At 66.6% G+C, this 20,190-nt stretch carries 22 protein-coding genes; 12 read left to right on the top strand and 10 right to left on the bottom strand.

Annotation, left to right across the window (positions count from 1 at the left end; translation table 11 throughout):
* Positions 1–21 precede the first annotated feature (21 nt).
* Both ABIA73_RS13865 and ABIA73_RS13860 read left to right on the top strand, forming a co-directional pair.
* Complete coding sequence (locus tag ABIA73_RS13865) at positions 22–999, top strand: DUF2272 domain-containing protein (RefSeq protein WP_354275935.1); 978 nt, start codon at positions 22–24, stop codon at positions 997–999.
* Positions 1,000–1,068: 69 nt separating this feature from the next.
* The gene (locus ABIA73_RS13860; RefSeq protein WP_025875275.1) at positions 1,069–1,419 is read left to right on the top strand and encodes a DUF3301 domain-containing protein; all 351 of its coding nucleotides are present in this window, start codon (positions 1,069–1,071) and stop codon (positions 1,417–1,419) included.
* Positions 1,420–1,456: 37 nt separating this feature from the next.
* Here the strand turns inward: ABIA73_RS13860 and ABIA73_RS13855 are convergent, their stop codons facing one another.
* From ABIA73_RS13855 to ABIA73_RS13825, 7 genes are all read right to left on the bottom strand, one after another.
* Complete coding sequence (locus ABIA73_RS13855; RefSeq protein WP_025875278.1) at positions 1,457–1,912, bottom strand: ClpXP protease specificity-enhancing factor; 456 nt, start codon at positions 1,910–1,912, stop codon at positions 1,457–1,459.
* Positions 1,913–1,996: 84 nt separating this feature from the next.
* A complete protein-coding gene (locus ABIA73_RS13850; protein ID WP_025875280.1) occupies positions 1,997–2,632 on the bottom strand; it encodes a glutathione S-transferase N-terminal domain-containing protein in 636 nt (211 codons plus the stop codon).
* 134 nt (positions 2,633–2,766) lie between these two features.
* The gene (locus ABIA73_RS13845) at positions 2,767–3,516 is read right to left on the bottom strand and encodes a cytochrome c1 (protein ID WP_025875282.1); all 750 of its coding nucleotides are present in this window, start codon (positions 3,514–3,516) and stop codon (positions 2,767–2,769) included.
* Entirely contained in the window at positions 3,509–4,768 is a 1,260-nt protein-coding gene (locus tag ABIA73_RS13840) for a cytochrome b (protein WP_313282415.1), read from the bottom strand. Before ABIA73_RS13840 ends, ABIA73_RS13845 begins: the two co-directional genes overlap by 8 nt.
* Positions 4,768–5,388: a ubiquinol-cytochrome c reductase iron-sulfur subunit gene (gene petA, locus ABIA73_RS13835; protein WP_025875286.1), complete on the bottom strand. Its 621-nt coding sequence runs from the start codon at positions 5,386–5,388 to the stop codon at positions 4,768–4,770. The genes ABIA73_RS13840 and petA overlap by 1 nt, the downstream gene beginning before the upstream one ends.
* A 231-nt stretch (positions 5,389–5,619) precedes the next feature.
* On the bottom strand, positions 5,620–6,564 hold the full coding sequence (locus tag ABIA73_RS13830) for a lytic transglycosylase domain-containing protein (RefSeq protein ID WP_354275934.1): 945 nt from the start codon (positions 6,562–6,564) through the stop codon (positions 5,620–5,622).
* A 46-nt stretch (positions 6,565–6,610) separates the two neighbouring features.
* Complete coding sequence (locus tag ABIA73_RS13825) at positions 6,611–7,579, bottom strand: helix-turn-helix transcriptional regulator (RefSeq protein ID WP_134832261.1); 969 nt, start codon at positions 7,577–7,579, stop codon at positions 6,611–6,613.
* Positions 7,580–7,659: 80 nt separating this feature from the next.
* Here ABIA73_RS13825 and ABIA73_RS13820 point away from each other — a divergent pair, with 80 nt between their 5' ends.
* Together ABIA73_RS13820 and miaB are read left to right on the top strand one after the other, a co-directional pair.
* Positions 7,660–8,280: a glutathione S-transferase family protein gene (locus ABIA73_RS13820; protein WP_025875290.1), complete on the top strand. Its 621-nt coding sequence runs from the start codon at positions 7,660–7,662 to the stop codon at positions 8,278–8,280.
* A gap of 165 nt (positions 8,281–8,445) precedes the next feature.
* A complete protein-coding gene (gene miaB / locus ABIA73_RS13815; protein WP_049466958.1) occupies positions 8,446–9,864 on the top strand; it encodes a tRNA (N6-isopentenyl adenosine(37)-C2)-methylthiotransferase MiaB in 1,419 nt (472 codons plus the stop codon).
* Positions 9,865–9,963: 99 nt separating this feature from the next.
* Here miaB and ABIA73_RS13810 read toward each other — a convergent pair whose 3' ends face one another.
* Genes ABIA73_RS13810 through ABIA73_RS13800 form a run of 3 tightly spaced genes read right to left on the bottom strand, consistent with a single transcriptional unit; the run spans position 9,964 to position 12,973 of the window.
* The gene (locus ABIA73_RS13810; RefSeq protein ID WP_354275933.1) at positions 9,964–11,076 is read right to left on the bottom strand and encodes a DUF2705 family protein; all 1,113 of its coding nucleotides are present in this window, start codon (positions 11,074–11,076) and stop codon (positions 9,964–9,966) included.
* Positions 11,073–11,996, bottom strand: coding sequence for an ABC transporter ATP-binding protein (locus tag ABIA73_RS13805; protein WP_218789046.1), 924 nt, complete (start codon positions 11,994–11,996; stop codon positions 11,073–11,075). The genes ABIA73_RS13810 and ABIA73_RS13805 overlap by 4 nt, the downstream gene beginning before the upstream one ends.
* 20 nt (positions 11,997–12,016) lie before the next feature.
* Positions 12,017–12,973, bottom strand: a complete 957-nt coding sequence (locus ABIA73_RS13800) for an HlyD family secretion protein (RefSeq protein WP_354275932.1) — start codon at positions 12,971–12,973, stop codon at positions 12,017–12,019.
* Positions 12,974–13,337: 364 nt separating this feature from the next.
* Between ABIA73_RS13800 and ABIA73_RS13795 the strand changes: the two genes are divergently transcribed.
* The 8 genes from ABIA73_RS13795 to ABIA73_RS13760 all read left to right on the top strand — a co-directional run bounded on the left by ABIA73_RS13795 (position 13,338) and on the right by ABIA73_RS13760 (position 19,974).
* On the top strand, positions 13,338–14,324 hold the full coding sequence (locus tag ABIA73_RS13795; RefSeq protein ID WP_025875300.1) for a PhoH family protein: 987 nt from the start codon (positions 13,338–13,340) through the stop codon (positions 14,322–14,324).
* Complete coding sequence (ybeY, locus tag ABIA73_RS13790) at positions 14,321–14,806, top strand: rRNA maturation RNase YbeY (protein WP_140226526.1); 486 nt, start codon at positions 14,321–14,323, stop codon at positions 14,804–14,806. The genes ABIA73_RS13795 and ybeY overlap by 4 nt, the downstream gene beginning before the upstream one ends.
* 47 nt (positions 14,807–14,853) lie before the next feature.
* Positions 14,854–15,462, top strand: a complete 609-nt coding sequence (locus tag ABIA73_RS13785) for a hypothetical protein (protein WP_354275931.1) — start codon at positions 14,854–14,856, stop codon at positions 15,460–15,462.
* Between the two features lie 41 nt (positions 15,463–15,503).
* The gene (locus ABIA73_RS13780; RefSeq protein ID WP_080149302.1) at positions 15,504–16,115 is read left to right on the top strand and encodes a hypothetical protein; all 612 of its coding nucleotides are present in this window, start codon (positions 15,504–15,506) and stop codon (positions 16,113–16,115) included.
* 79 nt (positions 16,116–16,194) lie between these two features.
* Entirely contained in the window at positions 16,195–16,749 is a 555-nt protein-coding gene (locus ABIA73_RS13775) for a hypothetical protein (protein ID WP_313282405.1), read from the top strand.
* A 64-nt stretch (positions 16,750–16,813) separates the two neighbouring features.
* Positions 16,814–17,695 (top strand): CorC family transporter, encoded by an 882-nt coding sequence (locus tag ABIA73_RS13770; protein WP_033830752.1) that lies wholly within the window; start codon positions 16,814–16,816, stop codon positions 17,693–17,695.
* A complete protein-coding gene (locus ABIA73_RS13765; RefSeq protein WP_154879793.1) occupies positions 17,692–18,933 on the top strand; it encodes a lipoprotein N-acyltransferase Lnb domain-containing protein in 1,242 nt (413 codons plus the stop codon). The genes ABIA73_RS13770 and ABIA73_RS13765 overlap by 4 nt, the downstream gene beginning before the upstream one ends.
* Before the next feature lie 6 nt (positions 18,934–18,939).
* A complete protein-coding gene (locus tag ABIA73_RS13760) occupies positions 18,940–19,974 on the top strand; it encodes a magnesium and cobalt transport protein CorA (protein ID WP_051501564.1) in 1,035 nt (344 codons plus the stop codon).
* Positions 19,975–20,190: the final 216 nt, after the last annotated feature.

The following is a 20,190-nucleotide window of genomic DNA, read 5'->3' as shown; positions in this document are numbered from 1 at the left end:
CATCCCCCACAGGAGCCGCGCATGCGCCGGATGCTCTTGCCTGCCTGCCTGCTGCTGGCGACGCCTTTCTCGGGCGCCGCTGTCGAAGCCTGCGATGTCCCACCGCGTTTCGGCCTGAGCCCATTGGCGGTCGCCATCCGCAACACCGCCTGCAACGAGCATCGGCTCTGGTATCGCCCCTTCATCGACCGTGACGGCCGCGCCGCCAGCCTCAGTGTCACCGAGGCCGAAGGCGATCATCTGGCCGACAACGGCCTGATCGCCTGGCAACGGGTCACCAGCTACTGGCGCGAAAGCGGCACGCTCAACGCGCTGGGCAGCCAGCCCGGCGCCAGCAGCTGCCTGGCGCCGCTGGGCACGCGTTACACCGACAGCGATTGCCGCGCCTTCCTGATCGACAATCCGTGGTCGGCGGCCTTCATTTCCTGGGTGATGGTGCGTGCCGGCGTACCCGGCTTCAATACTTCCCCACGCCATATCGACTACATCCGCGCCGCCTACCAGGCAGGCCCTTCCGGCGTGCCCTACCGCCTGGTGGACCCGGCCACCGCCAAGCCTGCGCCGGGCGATCTGCTGTGCTTCCTGCGCGACCGCAGCAGCACGCTCAGTTACAGCGGATTGGTGCAGGCCCTGGGCAACGGCTCGGTCGGCCATTGGAAATCGCATTGCGAAGTGGTGGTGGCAGCCAACCTCGGTGGCGACCAGACGCTCTACCTGGTGGGCGGCAATGTCATGAACACCGTGGCGATGCGCCTGCTGCAACTGGATCGCACCGGCACGATCAAGCTGCCGCCGCCGCGCGAGCGCGACACCACCGGCATCGACCCGACCTGCACACCGGGCCGTGAGGACGAATGCAGCTTCAACCGGCAGGATTGGGCCGCGCTGCTGCAGTTGAATGCCACTGCGCCGCGGGTCGCACCGCTTCCGCCGGCGATACCCGCTGCGCCGACACCGGTGCCGCTGCAGCCGACAACGGAGCCTGGCAACAATCGCTGAGCAGATGCCGCTTGATCCGGTCGCCATTCGTCGCCATCTTTGGCGGATCGACACCTGACGGCTGATGCCATGCCCACCCTGCTGTTCCTGCTCATTGCCGGCGGTATCGTCTACTTCTTCTGGAACGCAGCGCGTTCGGCCGCCGAACGTGCGATCGAGCTGGGCCGCAACGCCTGCCGTGCCGCCGATGTGCAGTGGCTGGACCAGGCGGTGCACGCCACGGGCCTGCGCTTGTCGCGCGGGGAAGACGGACGCCTCGGCTTCGAACGCACCTTCAAGTTCGAGTATTCCTACGACGGCATCGATCGCCATGTCGGCCGCATGGTGCTGCGCGGCGACCAGCTGGTTTCATTTACCGGCCCGGGCGCGGCACGGATCAGCCAGATCCGTGCGGACAACGAAGAGGCCGAGGATGTGTAGGGGCTGAAGGTGTGCCGACCAACGGTCGGCCCCACCATTACTTGACCACGCGCAGCGTCGGACGGCCTTTCGGCGGCGGACCAGCGGGCGGCGTGTCGTCCGGCGGCGTCTGCTCATCGTCGTGCAGCAGCTCATCACTGGCCGGCGCCGGCTCGCCACCGGGAATGTCATCCGGCAGGGCCATGCCCTGCCCGGTTTCGCGGGCATATACCGCCAGTACGGCGCTGATCGGCACCTGCACCGGATAGCTGGTGCCGGAGAAGCGCGCCGAGAAGCTCACCGACTCGTTGTCGATCACCAGCCGTACCACCGCGCGTTCGGCGATGTTGAGCACCACCCGGCCATCCTTGATGGCTGAAGGCGGAACCTGCACGCCGGGAACGCCGGCGTCGACCAGGATGTGCGGCGTCAGCTGGTTGTCATTGATCCATTCCACCAGGGCCCGCAACAGGTACGGTCGGTGGCTGGTCATGTGGAAGAAGTCTTCGGTCATGCGTGAAGTGTAGCGCCCGACGCCCCGGCCGGGGCGGATCGCCTGCACGCCGGTCGGCGTGCAGACGGGAAAGCGGATGGCGGATCAGCCCGGCAGATCGCGCAGTTTCTTTTCCTGATCGGTCAGGCTGCGGACGAAACCGGGGTGGCGGAAGATCCGGTTGCCATAGTCCTCGATCGCCTTGCCGTCCTTCGGCAACGGCACATCCAGCGACTGCAGGCGCCAGATGATCGGCGCCATCGCGCAGTCGGCCAGGCTCATTTCCGGGTTGAGGAAGAACTTGCTGGCCTTGAACAACGGCAGCGAGGCCGTCAACAGTTCCTTCAGCCGCTTTCGCCCTGCCTCGGCCTGGGTCTTGTTGCCCAGCTGGATCGCCTGCACCTGCGGCACCCAGTCGTGCTCGATACGCAGCATGGCCAGGCGGATGCGCGCGCGCGACAGCGGGTCGACCGGCATCAGCGGCGGATGCGGATAGCGCTCGTCCAGATACTCGCTGACCACCGACGCGGCATACAGCACCAGCTCGCGCTCGACCAGGGTCGGCACCGAGTGGTACGGATTGAGATCGATCAGATCTTCCGGCGGGTTCTGTGGATCCACCGGTACGAAGTCGAAACTCACGCCCTTGGCCGCCAGCACCAGGCGCACACGGTGGCACAGTACATCGTCGTTCGAGGAAAACAGCGTCAGTGTATTGCGCATGCGTACGCTCGCCGCCATCAAAGGCTCTCCTACGACAGGAGACCGCCTGCCGTATCGGCGCCGCCAGCACCGTGCTGACGGTCGACTCCTCCCCGAGTGTGCAACCGACCATCACAAAAGCCAATAGGCCCGTTGCGATGGCCGGCCCTGGATCAGTGCACGTCCTTCCAGTATTCCTTCTTCAACAGGTACACCAGGAAGGTCAGCAGGGCCAGGAACAGGATCACCCAGACACCGAGCTGCTGCCGCTTCAGCGCGGCCGGCTCGCCGGCGTATTCAAGGAAGTTGGTGATGTCGCGCACGGCCTGGTCGTACTGCGCCGCATCGACCGAACCCGGGCTTTCGATGCGCAGGCCCGTCACCGGCGGGTCCATGCCCGCTGCTTCGGCCTTGCCATGTACCGCATGCTGCAGGCCCTGCATCTCCCACAACGGATTGGGCATGGATGCGTTGGCGAACAGCGCATTGTTCCAGCCCAGCGGGCGGCTGCTGTCCAGGTAGAACGACTTCAGGTAGGTGTAGATCCAGTCGCTGCCGCGCACCCGGGAAATCAGGCTCAGGTCCGGCGGCATCTTGCCGAACCACTTTTCGGCCTGCTCCTTGGGCATCGCCACCGGCACCGGATCGCCGATCGCCGAGCCGGTGAAGTTGAGGTTGTTCATCACCTCTTCCTCGCTCAGCCCCAGGTCCTCGCCCATCCGCGAATAGCGCAGGTACTTCAGTGCATGACAGCCACTGCAGTAGTTCATGTACAACTGGGCGCCGCGCTGCAGCGACGCCCGGTCACCCAGGTCGTTACCGGCCTGCAGGAGCTTGGTGCCGCCCTCGGCGGCCATGGCCAGGGTACTGCCCAGCATCAGGGCGGCCGCCAGGGCCAGCCGGACCATCCAGCGCTCAGTCATGCGTGGTCACCCTTTCCGGTACCGGCTTGGTCTTGTCCAGCCTTGTCCATATCGGCATGGTGATGAAGAAGGCGAAGTACAGGAAGGTCAGCACCCGCCCGACATAGGTCTCGTGTGCATCGGTACCAGGACCGGAACCGATCACCATCAGCCACGCAAAGCACACCACGAACATGCCCAGCAGGCCGCGCGACAGCCAGCCGCGGTAGCGGTAGGACTTGACCTTGGCCCGGTCCAGCCAGGGCACGAGGAACAAGATGGCGATGGCCGAGAACATCACGATCACGCCACCCAGCTTGTTGGGCACCACCCGCAACATCGCGTAGTACGGCGTGTAGTACCAGACCGGCTTGATGTGCTCGGGGGTGACCAGGCGATTGGCTTCGGTGAAGTTGTCGTGTTCCAGGAACAGGCCACCGAAGGCCGGTGCGAAGAAGATGATGAAGGCCGCGATGATCAGCAGGAAGCCCGCACCGACGCCGTCCTTGAGTGTGTAGTAGGGATGGAACGGGATACCGTCGGTCGGCGCGTTCGGCGACCAGCGGTTGCCCTTCGGGCCCTTCTTGATCTCCACGCCATCGGGATTGTTCGATCCCACTTCATGCAGCGCGCCCAGGTGCAGCACCACCAGCAGCAGCAGGACCAGCGGCAGCGCGATCACGTGCAGTGCGAAGAACCGGTTGAGCGTGGCGTCGCTGGGCAGGTAATCGCCCATGATCCATTCGGTCAGGCCGTTGCCGATCACCGGAATGGCGCCGAACAGCGAGATGATCACCTTGGCGCCCCAGAACGACATCTGGCCCCACGGCAGCACGTAGCCCATGAAGGCTTCGGCCATCAACACCAGGTAGATCAGCATGCCCAGGATCCACACCAGTTCGCGTGGCTTCTGGTAGCTGCCGTACAGCAGCCCGCGGAACATGTGCAGGTAGACCACGATGAAGAACAGCGAGGCACCGGTGGAGTGCATGTAGCGGATCAGCCAGCCCCACTCCACGTCACGCATGATGTATTCGATGGAGGCGAATGCTTCGGCGGCATTCGTCTTGTAGTGCATGGTCAGGAAGATGCCGGTGACGATCTGGTTGACCAGCACCAGCAGCGCCAGCGAGCCGAAGTAGTACCAGATGTTGAAGTTCTTCGGCGCGTAGTACTCGCTGACGTGCTTGCGGTAGATCGGCATCAACCCCGGCGCGCGGGCATTGATCCAGTCGGCCACGCCGGTGGCGGTACGGCTGAGGATGTTGGACATCAGGCAGCCCCCTGCGGATCGACACCGATGATGATGGTGTTGTCGTCCTGGTAGTGGTGCGCGGGCACCTTCAGGTTGATGGGTGCGGGCACGTCCTTGAAGACGCGGCCGGACATGTCGAAGCGCGACTTGTGGCAGGGGCAGAAATAGCCGCCCTTCCATTGCGGATCGTAGGGCTCGGGGCGGATTTCACCCACCATTTCCGGCGAACAGCCCAGGTGCGTGCAGAGACCGACCAGCACCGAGATCTCGGGCTTGATCGAGCGCAGCTCCGGGTTCTGCTTGAGCACGTACTCCGGCTGCTGGTCCTTCTCGCCGGACTCGGGGTCCTTCAAGCGGCCATCCAGCCCATGCAGCGCGTCAAGGATCGCCTTGGACCGTTTGACGATCCAGATCGGCTGGCCACGCCATTCCACGATCAGGCGTTGGCCTTCCTGCAGGGCGCTGATGTCGGCCACCACCGGTGCGCCGGCAAGCTTGGCGCGGGCACTGGGGTTCCAGGATTTGATGAAAGGAACTGCGGTGAATCCGACGCCGACGGCGCCCACCACGGCTGTGGTGGCAGTAAGAAAACGCCGACGTCCGGTGTTGACTGGATCGTGTACCCCATCGTTGGCCATCCGGCACTCCGATATTGATTAGGTAGCTTTAAGGCTGCCAGCGGTTCCGGTGGGGGCCAGAGCCGCATTGAATCTCGGTCGAGTGTAGCGGAACCGTTGCGCGCCACACAACGCATTGCAACAACATAGTTTGCGGGGTTGCCGGCCAGCGGCCGGCACTACCTGTTCAAAGGTGTGCCGACTGACAGTCGGCACCTACCTGTTAACGGTGGGCCGACCAACGGTCGGCACCTACTGCTTGCTCAGCACCGTGCGATAGCGCTCGGCCAGCTGGCCGACCCGGCGCACGTAATACTGGGTCTCGCTGTAGGGCGGCACGCCGCGATGGCGATCGACCGCGCCCTCGCCCGCGTTGTAGCCGGCAGCGGCCAGGGTCAGGTCTCCATTGAAACGCTTCAACAGCCACGCCAGATACTGCACACCGCCACGGATGTTCTGCCCCGCGTCGTAGGAATCGCTGACGCCGAAGCGCGCGGCGGTGGGCGGCATCAGCTGCATCAGGCCCTGGGCGCCGGCACGGCTGAGTGCGGTCGGGTTGTAGGCCGACTCGGCATGGATGATCGCGCGTACCACTGCCTCTTCCACCCCGAATTCGCGTGCGGCCGAGGTGATCTCGCTCTGGAAGGCCGTGGTGTTCAGGCGCACGCTGCCGAAATCGACGCGCGGATTGACCCCGCAGGCGTAACAGCGCTCCATGAAGCTGTAGCGGATGGTCCGCACCGGGCCGAGGTTGGCGACCTGGGTCGGGCGTGCGCTGGTGTAGTGGCGCACCCCGTCCTGCATGTACGAATAGACCTGTCCGCTGACCATCCTGCCGCCGCGTGGACTGGCCGGCGTAGAGGTCGTTGCGGGTGCCGGGGTCGCTGCGACAGCGGGACTGGCCGCAGCGGCGGCGACCGCGACCGCGACCGGATTACGCTCGGCGCTGGCCACCACTGCAGCAGGTGCCGCAGGTGCTGGTAGCGGCGCCGGCGCCGGCGTGGCAACGGGAGCACGCGCTGCCCTGCCCGCGCTGCGGGTGTAGCTGATGGTGCTGCATTGGGCACCGGCCACCCGCTTGCTGACATAGCTGGTGACACCGTCGGCGCCGAGGCACTTGTACAGGGTACCGCCGCTGGCCGGCGCAGCGGTCAGCGCAGCGATGATGATCGCCGTTATCCCCAGTCTCCCCTTCATGGCCGCGAGTGTCCCAGCTTCGCTGCGGCTTGCCAAGGGCGCCGGCTCAGACCGTGACGGCGGGCACGGCCAGGACCTGGCCAAGCCCGGTCAGGCGCTGGGCCAGCTCCTCGCGCAGCTCGGCCGGCGTGGTCCACACCGCCACCGGCAGGCGATCCAGGCTGAGGATCTGCGCCAGCATCATGCCGCGGCTCTCCGCGCCCATCCGCAACAGGCAATGTTCTGGCCCGTCGGCCTCCAGCACACCGCACCAAGGCGGAATGCGCCCGGTCAGCTCCGCTTCGCTGCCGGCCAGGCGCAGGACGGCCTGCAGCGCGAACGGCGCCTGGCTGACCGCCTGCCGCACCATCACATCCGGTGGCGCCGGAGTGCGCCGATGCAGGCCAGGCTCTGGCAGCGGACGCACTGCGCCCATCCGGTCCACGCGCAGCGTGCGCCAGTCCTGCCGCCCCAGGTCCCAGGCCAGCAGATACCAGCGCCGTCCGTAGTTGACCAGGTGCTGGGCCTCGACTTCGCGTTGCGTCACCGCGTCCTGCGCGCTGCGGTATTCGAAGGCCAGCCGCGCGGCCTGCCGGCAATGCTGGGCCAGCCGCCCGAGCAGGCGCGCGTCGGTGGACGGCAGGTCGGAGAGGGTTGCGGTGGCGGCATGTACTTCGCCGGCCTGCTGGCGGCGGCGCGCCGGCACCAGCGGGTCGAGCTTGGACAGCAGGCCGCGTGCGGTGTCGTCGATGCCGGACACCGTGGCCGACGCCGCGCGCAGGGCAATCGCCAGTGTGGTGGCCTCCTCCTCATCCAGCAGCATCGGCAGCACCGGCGCACCGGCGCCCAGCCGGTAGCCGCCACCTACACCGGCCGAGGCCTGTACCGGATACCCCAGCTCACGCAGGCGCTCGACATCGCGACGGATGCTGCGCCGATCCACGCCCATGCGCTCGGCCAGCTCGGCGCCGGACCAGTGACGGCGGGCCTGCAGCAGGGAAATCAGGCGAAGCAGGCGATGGGCGGTATGGCGCATGACGGATCGCGGACAGAAGTCGTCCGCAATTGTGCCCCAGCATGGGCCCCACTTCACCACCACCTGCAGGGAGCAATGCCATGACGTCACGCCAGATCACCCTCTACCACGCCGCCCGTTCACGCTCGAGCGGCGCTGTCGCCCTGCTCGAAGCGCTGGGCGCCGACTACCGCATGCAGGTGCTGGACCTGAAGGCCGGTGCCAACCTGGCCCCGGCCTATCTGGCGATCAACCCGATGGGCAAGGTGCCGGCCATCGTCCACAACGGCGCCCTGGTGACCGAGCAGGTGGCGATCTATCTGTACCTGGCCGACCTGTACCCGGAAGCCGGGCTGGCACCGCCGATCGGCGACGCCCTGCGCGGCCCTTACCTGCGCTGGATGGCCTTCTATGGCGCCTGTTTCGAGCCGGCGATGATCGACCGGGCGATGCGCCGCGATCCGCCGCCGCATGCGATGTCGCCCTATAACGATGCCGATACGGTGCTGCAGGTGATCGAAGCGCAGCTCGCGCAGGGACCGTACCTGCTGGGCGAGGTGATGAGTGCGGCCGACGTGCTGTGGGGCAATGCGTTGGCATGGACCAGTGCGTTCGGCCTGGTGCAGCCAGCACCGGCGACGGCCGCCTACATCGATCGGATGAGCGCGATGACCGCGTTTGATCGTTCGCGGCAGATCGATGCGGAGCTGATCGCGGCGTGAGGGCACCCGGCCCGGCCCGGCGCCGCCGAAGGGGACGGGATGCAGGTAGCGCGGGGCCATGCCCCGCGAGCGCCCAGCGCGGCGCCGCTGGCGTTGCGCCGGGCGCACGCCCTGGGATGCGGGTAGAATCGCCCCCTTTCCCGCCACCCGAATGGATTAAGCGCCATGAACGGGACGCCAGACGTCTTTCCGCCCGCCGCCCAGGGCGGCACTCCGCTCGTTGCCCTGCCCTCTGGTCCGCGCAAGCCTGACCAGGTGAAAGGCAAGCTGTACATCAAGACCCACGGTTGCCAGATGAACGAGTACGACTCGGCCAAGATGGCCGACGTGCTCGCCGCCAGCGATGGCCTGGAACTGACCGATCGCCCGGAAGACGCCGACGTCATCCTGGTCAACACCTGCTCGATCCGCGAAAAGGCGCAGGAGAAGGTGTTCAGCCAGCTGGGCATCTGGAAGAGCCTGAAGAACCAAGGCCGCGAGGTCATCATCGGCGTAGGCGGTTGCGTGGCGTCGCAGGAAGGCGAGGCGATCATCAAGCGTGCGCCGTTCGTCGACCTGGTGTTCGGCCCGCAGACGCTGCACCGTCTGCCGGAACTGATCCGCGCCCGTCGCGAGCAGCAGCGCCCGCAGGTGGACATCAGCTTCCCGGAAATCGAGAAGTTCGATCGCATGCCCGAACCACGTGCCGATGGCGCATCGGCATTCGTATCGATCATGGAAGGCTGCTCCAAGTACTGTTCGTTCTGCGTGGTGCCCTACACGCGTGGTACCGAAGTCAGCCGCCCGTTCGAAGACGTTGTGGTGGAAGTGGCACAGCTTGCGGCACAGGGCGTGCGCGAGATCAATCTGCTCGGCCAGAACGTCAACGCCTACCGTGGCCCCTATGGTGATGGCGAGCTCGCCGACCTCGGCCTGCTGATCCGCACCATCGCCGAGATCGACGGCATCGGTCGCATCCGCTTCACCACCTCGCATCCACTGGAGTTCAGCGATTCGTTGATCGACGCGTTCCGCGACGTGCCGCAGCTGGCCAACTTCCTGCACCTGCCGGTGCAGGCAGGCAGCGACCGCGTGCTGTCAGCGATGAAGCGCGGTTACACCGCACTGGAATTCAAGTCGAAGATCCGCAAGCTGCGTGCGGTGCGCCCCGATATCTCGATCAGTTCGGACTTCATCGTCGGTTTTCCCGGCGAGACCGATGCTGATTTCGAGAAGACCATGAAGCTGATCGAGGATATCGGCTTCGACCACAGCTTCTCCTTCATCTATTCGCGTCGCCCGGGCACGCCGGCTGCAGACCTGGAAGACACGATCAGCGACGCGGAAAAGCATGCGCGCCTGTCGCGGCTGCAGGAACGGATCAACGCGCATGCCGCGCAGATCTCCGAAAAGATGGTCGGCAGCGTACAGACCGTGCTGGTGGAAGGCCCCTCGCGCAAGAACCCCAACGAGCTGACCGGCAAGACCGAGAACATGCGTTCGGTGAACTTCCCGGCGCACCCGCGCCTGATCGGCCAGTTCGTGGACGTGGTGATCACCGAAGCGATGACCAACTCGCTGCGCGGGCGCGTGGTGACGGAATAAGGTGTGCCGACCAACGGTCGGCACCCACCGAGGGATTGAGGTGTGCCGACCAGCGGTCCGCACCTACCGGGGTTGATGCCGACCGTTGGTCGGCGTGCTTCAATCCAGGCGTTTGCGGAAGCGCAGGATGGCCAGGGTCATCATCGCCACGATGAACACCAGCAGCGCCAGCGCGTCCGGCCACAGCTCCCACAGCGAAGCACCGCGCAGCATGATGCCGCGTACCAGGCGCAGGAAATGGGTCAGCGGCAATACTTCAGCCAGCCACTGCACCGGCCGGGGTATGCCGGCGAACGGGAACATGAAGCCCGACAGCAGGATGGAGGGCAGGAACAGGAACAGGGTCATCTGCATGGCCTGGAACTGCGAACGCGCCCGGGTTGAAATCAACAGGCCCAGCGCCAGGTTGGCCAGCACCAGAAGCACGGCGGCCAGATAGACATCCAGCAGGCTGCCGCGGATCGGGACCTCGAACAACCACGTGCCCAGCAGCAGCACCAGGGTGGTCTGCAGCAGACCGATCGCTGCGTATGGCAATACCTTGCCGACCATCAGTTCGCTGCGCGACACCGGCGTGGCGATCAGCAGCTCCATGTTGCCGCGTTCGCGCTCGCGTACCACCGCCACTGCAGTGAACATCACCAGGGTCATGGTCAGGATCACCCCGATCAGGCCGGGCACGATGTTCACCGCTGACCGTCGTTGCGGATTGTAGAAGCTGATGACGCTTACCGGCCCGCTGGCAATACTGCCCTCGCGCAGCGGCCGCGTGTTGCTGGTCGGGCGCGTGTCCAGCGGTACCTGCGCCAACTGGATCGCCGCGCTTTGCACCACCGTATCGCTGCCGTCGACCAGCACCTGCACCGCCTCGTGGCCTTCGTAGCGGCGTCGTTCGAAATCGGCGGGAATCACGATGCCCACGCTGATCCGGCCCCGTCGCAACGCCTCCATCAGCTGGTCGGGCGTATAGGCCTGTGCGCGCGGGGCGATCACACCGGTGGCGACCATGTCCTGCACCAGCGCGCGAGAAGCCGCACTGTTGGCCTGGTCGGCGATGCCTGCATCCAGGTGCCGCAGGTTGAGGTTGATCGCATAGCCGAACAGCAGCAGCTGCATCACCGGGATGCCGATGATCATCGCCAGGGTGATCCGGTCGCGGCGCAGCTGGCGCAGCTCCTTGAGCATGATCGCCCACAGCCGTCGCAGGCTCATGCCGCCGGCTCCCGGCCGCGGCCACGGGTAGCGGAAACGAAGACGTCTTCCAGGTTGGGCGCCACCGGTTCGATGCTGGCCTGCGGATCGGCGGTGGCAAGGGCCTGCGCCAGCACGGCGGTATGGGCCGCGCCCTCGCTGCACAGCACACGCAGCTCGGTGCCGATCTGCGCCACGCTGAGCACGCCCGGCAGCGCCGCCAACGCGCGGCTGGCCTGCCGGGGTTGCGCGGTGGTGACGGCCAGGGTGCGACCCTGCAGCTGCGCGCACAGTTCGGCCGGCGTGCCATCGGCTACCAGGGCACCGCGATCAAGGATCGCCAGCCGGTGGCAGCGTTCGGCCTCGTCCATGTAGTGGGTGGACACCAGCACCGTGGTGCCGGCATCGGCGAGTTCGAACAGCGCCTCCCAGAAATCGCGACGCGACTCGGGATCGACCGCACTGGTCGGCTCATCCAGGAACAGCAGTTCCGGCGCATGGATCACCGCACCGGCCAGCGCCAGCCGCTGCTTCTGCCCACCACTGAGGGTGCCGGCCAACTGCACCTGGCGGTCCTGCAGGCGATACTGCAGCAGCAGCGCATCGACCCGTTGCCGCGCCTGCGCGCGTGGCAGATCCTGGATGGCGGCAAGGAATTCCAGGTTCTCCCGCACCGACAGGTCTTCGTACAACGAAAAACGCTGGGTCATGTAGCCGATGCGGCGGCGCAACGCCTCGGCCTGCGCCGGGATCGCCAGGCCCAGCACGTCGATCTCGCCCGCGCTCGGCTCAAGCAGCCCGCACAGCATGCGGATGGTGGTCGATTTGCCCGAGCCGTTCGGGCCGAGGAAACCGTATACCTGCCCACGCGGCACCTGCAGATCGACGTTGTCCACCGCCAGCAGGTCGCCGAAACGGCGGCTCAGGCCCCGCGCACGCACGGCGATGTCATCGACCGGGTTCAGAAGCGCACCTGCACCGGCAGCCCGGCGGGCAGCGCCTGCATGTCGGCACTCTCGTCGATCTCGATCTCGGCCAGGTAGCTCAACCGCGAGACGTCATCACCAGTCAACGCGTAATAGGGGGTAAAGGAAGGTTCGCTGCGGATCGACCGCACATGCCCTTTCAGTACGGTGTTGGCGCCGTCCAGCTGCACCAGCGCGGCCTGCCCGACCTTCACCTGCAGGCGCAACGGCTGCGGCAGGTACACGCGCGCATACGGCCGTTCGCCCACCAGCATCACCACCAACGGCGCACCGATCGGTGCCTGGTCGCCTTGCCTGTAGGGCAACGCATCAACCATGCCATCGCGCGGCGCACGCAGCTGCAGTTTCTGCAGATTGACGGCCTGCACGACCTCCTGTGCCTGTGTCGCCCTGGAGGTAGCCTGGCCCTGGGCGATGTCCTCACGACGGTTGCCGCGCTGCAGCTGCAGCCACGCCTGTTCGGCAGCACGCACGCTGGCCACGGCGTTGTCGGCGGCCGCGCGGGCCCGGTCCAGATCAGCGGCAGCCACCAACCGCTGACGGGCCAGCGGTTGCACCCGGCGGTAGTAAGCGGTGGCTTCCGCCGCCTGCGCGCGCAGCGCGGTGAGCTGTGCCTGCGCCTGGGCGGTCTGCTCCGGACGCGGGCCCACCTGCAGTTCCTCGAGCTGTGCCTGCGCGCGGGCCGTTTCGGCCTGTGCGGCGTCGAGCTGGGCTGCGCCACGGACAGGGTCCAGGCGCATCAGCAGCGCGCCCGCCTTGACCGCCTGCCCCTCGCGCACGTCAACGGTACTGATCACTTCAGCCGCCGGTGCGGGCACGCTGATCCGGTCCCATTCAAGCGTACCCAGTGCTGCTGGTGGTGCTTCGCCGCACCCCGCCAGCAGGCTGCTGCCCAGCAACCCCATCCTGCGCACCCACGTGCCCACGGCCATGCGCCACCTCCTGCGATGGCGCCACGGTGCCATGCCCCCTGTGCACCCGCAATGATCCAGATCAGCGCTGGCCAATAATTGATCAGTCGCTGCCAAGGCCACTGCCGCAAGGCTCGCTGCCACCTATCCACAGGTTCGTGGCAACACCGTCCACACCGCATGTGGAAAACCCTGCAGGCACTGGCACAATTTTCACCACGGCATCATCTTCCTTGTGGCACAAGCCCTGCGAAGGTCTATCCACAGGTTTCTTCGGCGCCGGTCCACACCCGGTGTGGAGAACTGTCGTCATGCCGGCTTGCGCGTTACCCTTGTCGTCCCTGACTCCATCGCGGTGGACGGCGACCCCGCCCCACCCCAAGCAATGAAAAGCATCGAGCATCGAGACTTCACCCTGTCGCCGGAAGACAACGCGCAGCTGGCCAACCTGTGCGGCCCGTTCGACGGCCACCTTCGCCAGATCGAACTGAAGCTTGGCGTGGAAATCGCCAACCGCGGCTTCGTGTTCCGCATCAGCGGCCCGGCCGAGGCCAGCGCCGAGGCGCAGAAACTGATCGAAGCGCTGTACGAAGAAGCCGCCGAGACCACCTTCGACAACCACGCCATTCACCTGCGGCTGAACGCGGCCAACATCGAACAGATCGCCGACCGCTCCTACGAAGCGCAGGACGTGGCGATCAAGGTCAAGCGCGGAACCGTGCGCGGCCGGGGTTCCAACCAGAGCCGCTACCTGCACCAGATCGTCAGCCACGACATCAACTTCGGCATCGGCCCGGCCGGTACCGGCAAGACCTTCCTGGCCGTGGCCAGCGCGGTGGAAGCACTGAACGAATCGCGCGTACAGCGCCTGATCCTGGTGCGTCCGGCGGTCGAGGCCGGCGAGAAGCTGGGCTTCCTGCCCGGCGACCTGAGCCAGAAGGTCGACCCGTACCTGCGCCCACTGTACGACGCCCTGTATGAAATGCTGGGCGTGGAAAAGGTGCTCAAGCTGCTGGAAAAGAACGTCATCGAGATCGCGCCGCTGGCCTACATGCGCGGCCGCACGCTCAACGATGCGTTCGTGATCCTGGACGAAGCGCAGAACACCACCATCGAACAGATGAAGATGTTCCTGACCCGTCTGGGCTTCGGTTCCACCGCCGTGGTCACCGGCGACCTGACCCAGACCGACCTGCCCAAGCATGTGAAGTCCGGCCTGCGCGATGCGATCGACGTGCTGCGCGACGTGGAGGGCGTCAGCTTCACCTTCTTCGAAGCCCGCGACGTGGTCCGCCACCCGCTGGTGGCGCGCATCGTCAGTGCCTACGACCGCCGCGACCTGCATGAGATCCAACCTGGAGCGACTCCATGACCCGTGGTCCCGTACGACTGGATGTCGCCGTCAGCTACGCCCTGCCCCGTGCCGGGCTGCCCTCGGCCGTCAGCTTCCGCAAGTGGGTGGCGGCTGCGCTGAAGGGCCGCATCCGCGAGGCCGACCTGGCCATCCGCGTGGTCGACAGCAAGGAAGGGCAGTCGCTGAACCGGCATTACCGGGGCAAGGACTACGCCACCAACGTGCTGAGCTTCCCGGCCGACGTGCCGGAAGGCCTGCCCAAGGGCGTCAAGTTCCCGCTGCTGGGCGACCTGGTGATCTGCGCACCGGTGGTGGCGCGTGAGGCCGGAGAGCAGGGCAAAGTGCTCAACGCCCACTACGCGCACCTGACCGTGCACGGCGTGCTGCACCTGCTCGGCTGGGACCATGAGGACGACAAGGAAGCCGAGGCGATGGAACAGCTGGAGCGCGAGATCCTGGCCGAGCTTGGCATCGACGACCCGTACGCGGGCGAGCGCTGAGCCGGGGACAGCGCTATCCTGCGCCTGCAACCTCCCCGGAGACATGGATGATGATGGGCGACATGGGGCCGCTGCTGGCCGGAAGTGCAATCTTCTCCCTGCTGCTGGTCGTGACCGCCAACGTGGTGCGCCGCGTCAGCGCCAACCACCCCGACGGCCGGCACTGGCTGCTGGGCACACTGGCCCTGTTGTCGCCCACCAGCCTGCTTGCAGGCGTGGCCGTGGGTGTGGTCGGGCCGCACCTGCTCAGCGGAAGTGGCCCGGTGAGCAGTACGTCGGCGATCTGGATGACCGCGATGGCGCTGATCCTGATCGGCGCGCTCTCCGCACCGGTGAGCTGGCGCGTGGTCCTGCAGCAGCGCCTCGGGCGCGCAAGCGGCAGCCAGCCGTTCTTTTACGCAACGCGTGCGCAGCTGTGGGCGCTGTTCCTGCTCGCAGTGGTGTACATGAGCACTATCCACCTGGCGAGCACGAACCTGCCGGACTGGCTGCTGGAACCGGGTGCACTGCCGGTTGCGGTCCGCGCAGTGATGCAACTGGTCCACGTGGCACTGCTCTCGGCGATGCTGACCCTGCCGGCGATGGCGTTGCGCACTGTGGCCAATCGTTCGGTACGACGTGTGCGGGCGCTGCTGCACCGGACACCGCAGGGCTGACACCGCCCTTTGCAACGGGTGATGCTGCCTCGGGAGCACCAATGACCTTGATGTCCGCACTATTGCTCTCCACCCTGCTGCAGTCCGGGGCAGGCCTGATGCCCGATCCTGACCGGCCCTCACCGTTTCCCGCCAGTGACAGTGAGGCCGACATCAGTGCCAAGGTCGCCGAGCTGCGCGCTTTTTTCGGCAGCAGCGAGCAGGACACCCGCAACACCGTCGCCACCGCCCAGCAACGGGCGCTGATCGAGCGCCTGGAAGCCAGGCACGCGGCGCGGCTGGCGGGTATCTGGGTGGACAACGATCCGGGCTGGCACGTCGTGGTGCGACTGACCGGTGATGAACCGGTAGCAGATGAGGTACATGGCGGCGCAGATGGCCCGCAGTACGTGCACTTCCGCACCGGCGCTGCGCTGACGGAGGCGGAGATGCAGCGCCGCATGCGGGCGCAACACCCCTGGATCCGCAGTCAGATCCCGCACCTGGACGCTCTGGCGTTGGACGTCAGAACCGGCGAGCTGGTGCTGGATGTGGAAGAGGGCCACGAGGCCCGGGCAACGGTGACCACCGTTCGTGATCACCTGGAAGCGCAATTGGGCTTCCCGGTCAGGGTCCGCTGGCAGCCCGCCTCCAGTCAACGCTACCCACCCTGACCCACGCTCCCTGCTCGCCGCCCGCCTGCATCGTCGTTACCATGCACCGCTTCCATCCTGCCGACGGGGTGCTCCCGCCATGTCACCGCTGCGTCTCCTGCCCATGTTGCTGGTCGTCGCCCCAACCGCTTCCGCCGCGCCACTGGACCTGCCTGCGCTGATCGAATGCCGCCAGGGCGTGGCCGAGCACGCCGCGCTGGCACCGCTGCTGGCCGATCCGCTGAAGGCCGTGGCGCATGGCCTGCAGCCGCTGCCGCAGGGCAACCAGTTCATGAGCGAGTACCGCCTGGCCAGCCCGATCACCGTGTTCGGCCAGCAGACCGAGCGTGTGGCCGTGGCCGGCGCCAGCATCATGGCCGTGCTCGACCAGGCCGATCCGCGGCCGCTGGCCAGGCAGCTGGCCCTGGAGATCGGCTACGACCAGGACGGCAAGTTCATGGCCGGGCGCGAGCTGGTCAGCCGCGATGTGACCGACCCGAAGACCGGGGAGGCGCAGATCGAGTCGATCATCCTCAGCGTATCCACCGTCGCCAGTCACCCGGGCAGGACCCTGGCCGGCTGCACCTACAGCCTGGACCTGCCGGCCGAGGAAGAGGGCCCGGCCGCCACCGCCCCGGCGGCCGACGGTCACTGACAGGCCCCCACATCCTGCTAGACTTGGGTCATCGCCCGGCCTGCCGGGTGCCTTTTTTCCAGAGATGTCAGAAGACGACAGTAGTAGCTCCTCCGTGGAGCACAGTGAAAAGAAGCGCGGCTGGCTTGAACGCCTGACGTCTGCTTTTTCCGGCGAACCCCACACCCGCGACGAGCTGGTCGCTGTCCTGCACACCGCGCAGGAAGAAGGGTTGATCGCCGCAGATACCCTGAAGATGATGGAAGGTGCCATTTCGGTGGCCGAGCTGACCGTGGGCGACGTGATGATCTCGCGTTCGCAGATGGTCTCGCTGCCGGTGGAGGCGCCCTTCCTGGAGCTGATGAAGCAGGTGGTCGAGTCCGGCCATTCGCGCTTCCCGGTGCATGGCGAGAACAAGGACGACATCCTTGGCGTGTTGCTGGCCAAGGACCTGCTGCGCGGCGTGGTTGCCGACAACGGTCCGGGCAACGTGCGTGAGCTGCTGCGCCCGGCGGTGCTGATTCCGGAAGCGAAGAAGCTCAACGTGCTGCTGAAGGAATTCCGCCTGTCGCGCAACCACATGGCGATCGTGGTGGACGAGTACGGCGGTGTCGCCGGCCTGGTCACCATCGAGGACGTGCTGGAGCAGATCGTCGGCGAGATCGACGACGAGCACGACGAGGCCGAGGACTTCTCGGCGCAGATCGCCATCCAGGCCGATGGCCAGTACGTGGTGGATGCACTGACGCCGATCGGCGATTTCAACGAACGCTTCGGTGCCACCTTCTCCGATGAGGACTACGACACCATCGGTGGCCTGGTGACCGAAGCGGTGGGTCATCTGCCGGAAGTCGGTGACGAACTGGCGCTGGACCGCTTCATGTTCCGCGTAGCCCGCGCCGATGCGCGCCGGGTCCAGGCCTTCCATGTAACGGTGCTGGCACCGGACGCGCAGGACGACGCTTGAAGCACCGTGGCCTGATCCTGACGGTGTGGCTGGCACTTTGCGTGCTGGCCACGACCCTGCCACTGACCGCGTTCGCGCAGGCGGCGCCACCGGTCGTTTCGACGGCCAGTGATGCCCCTGCCCCGCGCGTTGGTGTGGTCACCATGCAGCCCGGCACCGTGTTCTTCGAGCGCTTCGGCCACGATGCCATCGTCGTGCTGGACCCGGTGAGCGGCGAGGCGATCTCGTACAACTTCGGCTACTTCGATCCGTCCGAACAGGATTTCATCGGCCGCTTCGTGCGTGGCGACATGATGTACTACCTGGTGGCGCTGCCACTGCAGCAGGACCTGTCGTACTACGACGAGACCGGCCGCGGTGCCAGCGTGCAGTGGCTGGATATCACCCCTGACCAGGCGCGCTCGCTGGCCGCCGACCTGGCCGAACGGGCCAAGCCGGAAAACGCGCGCTACCACTACGATTACTACACCGCCAACTGCGCGACGATGGTGCGCGACACGCTGGACAAGGCGCTGGGCGGCGGCCTGCACTCGCAGCTTTCGGGCCGTTCGCGTGGCAACACCTATCGCAGCGAGTCGGTACGGCTGGCGTCCCCGGCCCCGTGGATGTGGCTGGGCTTCGATATCGGCCTGGGCCCGTTTGCCGACCAGCCGCTGTCGCGCTGGCAGGAAGCCTTCGTGCCGATGCGCCTGGCCGATGCCCTGCGGCAGGCCCGCAACAGCGACGGCCGCCCGCTGGTGCAGTCCGAGCAGGAACTGCTGCCGCACCGCATCGATCCCGAACCGAAGGAATTCGCGCGCCACTGGTGGCCGTGGCTGCTGTGTGGCCTGGTGATTGCGGTCGGCGTGCTGGCGCTGCGCAGGCGTACGCGCCTGCTGGCCGGCCTGGCCTTGCCGCTGTGGCTGCTGTGCACCATCGCCGGTGGCCTGCTGGTGTTCCTGTGGGGCTTCAGCACGCACTACGCTGCCTGGGCCAACCGCAACCTGCTGCTGCTGTCGCCGCTGTGCGTGCTGCTGTTGCCGGGGGCGATCAGCCTGCTGCGGCGGCGCGTGCCCGGCCGCATGTTCAGGATCGTGCTGTGGCTGGTAGCGGTGCAGGCCGTGGCTGCGCTGGTGCTGCACTGGCTGAGCCTGCAGGCGCAGTACAACGTGCAGTGGATCGTGCTGCTGCTGCCGGTCCACGCGGCGCTGGCCTGGGTGCTGGGGCGCCGTCCTCACTTGTCGGAAACGCAGCACTGACGCACGATGGCGGGCATGTCATTGCCCGCCCCACTGCCCGCCCCTGCTGCCGCCTCCGCCGCAGCCAATCCCACCTGCGTCATCAACTGCGTCCACTACGATGACGACGGCAAACGCCACGACATCAGCCTGGATGCCATCAGCGATGTCATCGCCAGCAACAATGGTTTCGTCTGGGTCGGCCTGTACGATCCGAACGAAGATGTACTGCTGAAGCTGCAGGAAGAATTCTGCCTGCACGACCTGGCCGTCGAAGATGCGCGCAACGCGCACCAGCGCCCCAAGGTGGAGGCCTACGGCAACTCGTTGTTCGTGGTGGTGACCACCGCGCAGATGGTTGACGAGCGCATCCAGTACGGCGAGACCCACGCCTTCCTCGGCCCACGGTTCCTGGTGACCGTTCGCCATGGCGCCTCGCTCTCGTACGCACCGGTGCGCGCGCGCGTGGAGCGCGAACCACAGCTGCTGAAAATGGGCCCCTCGTACTGCCTGTACGCCGTGGCCGACTTCGTGGTCGACAATTACCTGCCCATCACCAACCGCTTCCGCGACACCCTGGAACTGCTGGAGAAGGACATCTTCGCCGACAGCTACAAGCGCAGCACGGTGGTGCGCCTGTATGAGCTCAAGCGCGAGTTGAACAAGATGCGGATGGCGGTGGCGCCTCTGCAGGATGTACTGGCACAGCTGCGCCGCTACCAGGGCGAGCTGTTCCCGGACGAAGTGAAGCTGTATATCCGCGACGTGCACGACCATGCGGTGCGCATCAGCGATGTCATCGATACGCTGCGCGAGATGCTGGGCACGGCCCTGAGCGTGAACCTGTCACTGGTGACGCTGGCGCAGGGTGAGACGGTGAAGCGGCTGGGTGCATGGGCCGCGCTGCTGGCCGCACCGACGCTGATCACCAGCTGGTATGGCATGAATTTCAGCCACATGCCGGAATTGAACCAGCCGTGGGCCTACCCGCTGATGATTGTCGCTGTCGGTGGCATCTGCGTTGGCCTGTACCGGCTGTTCAAGCGGGTGAAGTGGTTGTAGGGCGTATCGACCAACGGTCGATACCCACCGAACCGGTAGGCCACGACCGTTGGTCGTGGCACATGACCTGCCTTGGGTAGTGCCGGGCCCCGGGCCGCCCCCCCCCCCCCCCCCCCCCCCCCCCCCCCCCCCCGGGGGGGGGGGGGGGGCCGGCCGCGGGCCCCCCCCCCCGGCGGAGGGCGCCCCACACCCCGCACCCCCCCAAAAGCCACAAAA

Source organism: Stenotrophomonas sp. 2694 (assembly GCF_040548715.1).
Classification (GTDB): Bacteria; Pseudomonadota; Gammaproteobacteria; order Xanthomonadales; family Xanthomonadaceae; genus Stenotrophomonas; species Stenotrophomonas indicatrix.
This window is presented reverse-complemented; position numbering and strand designations above follow the sequence as displayed.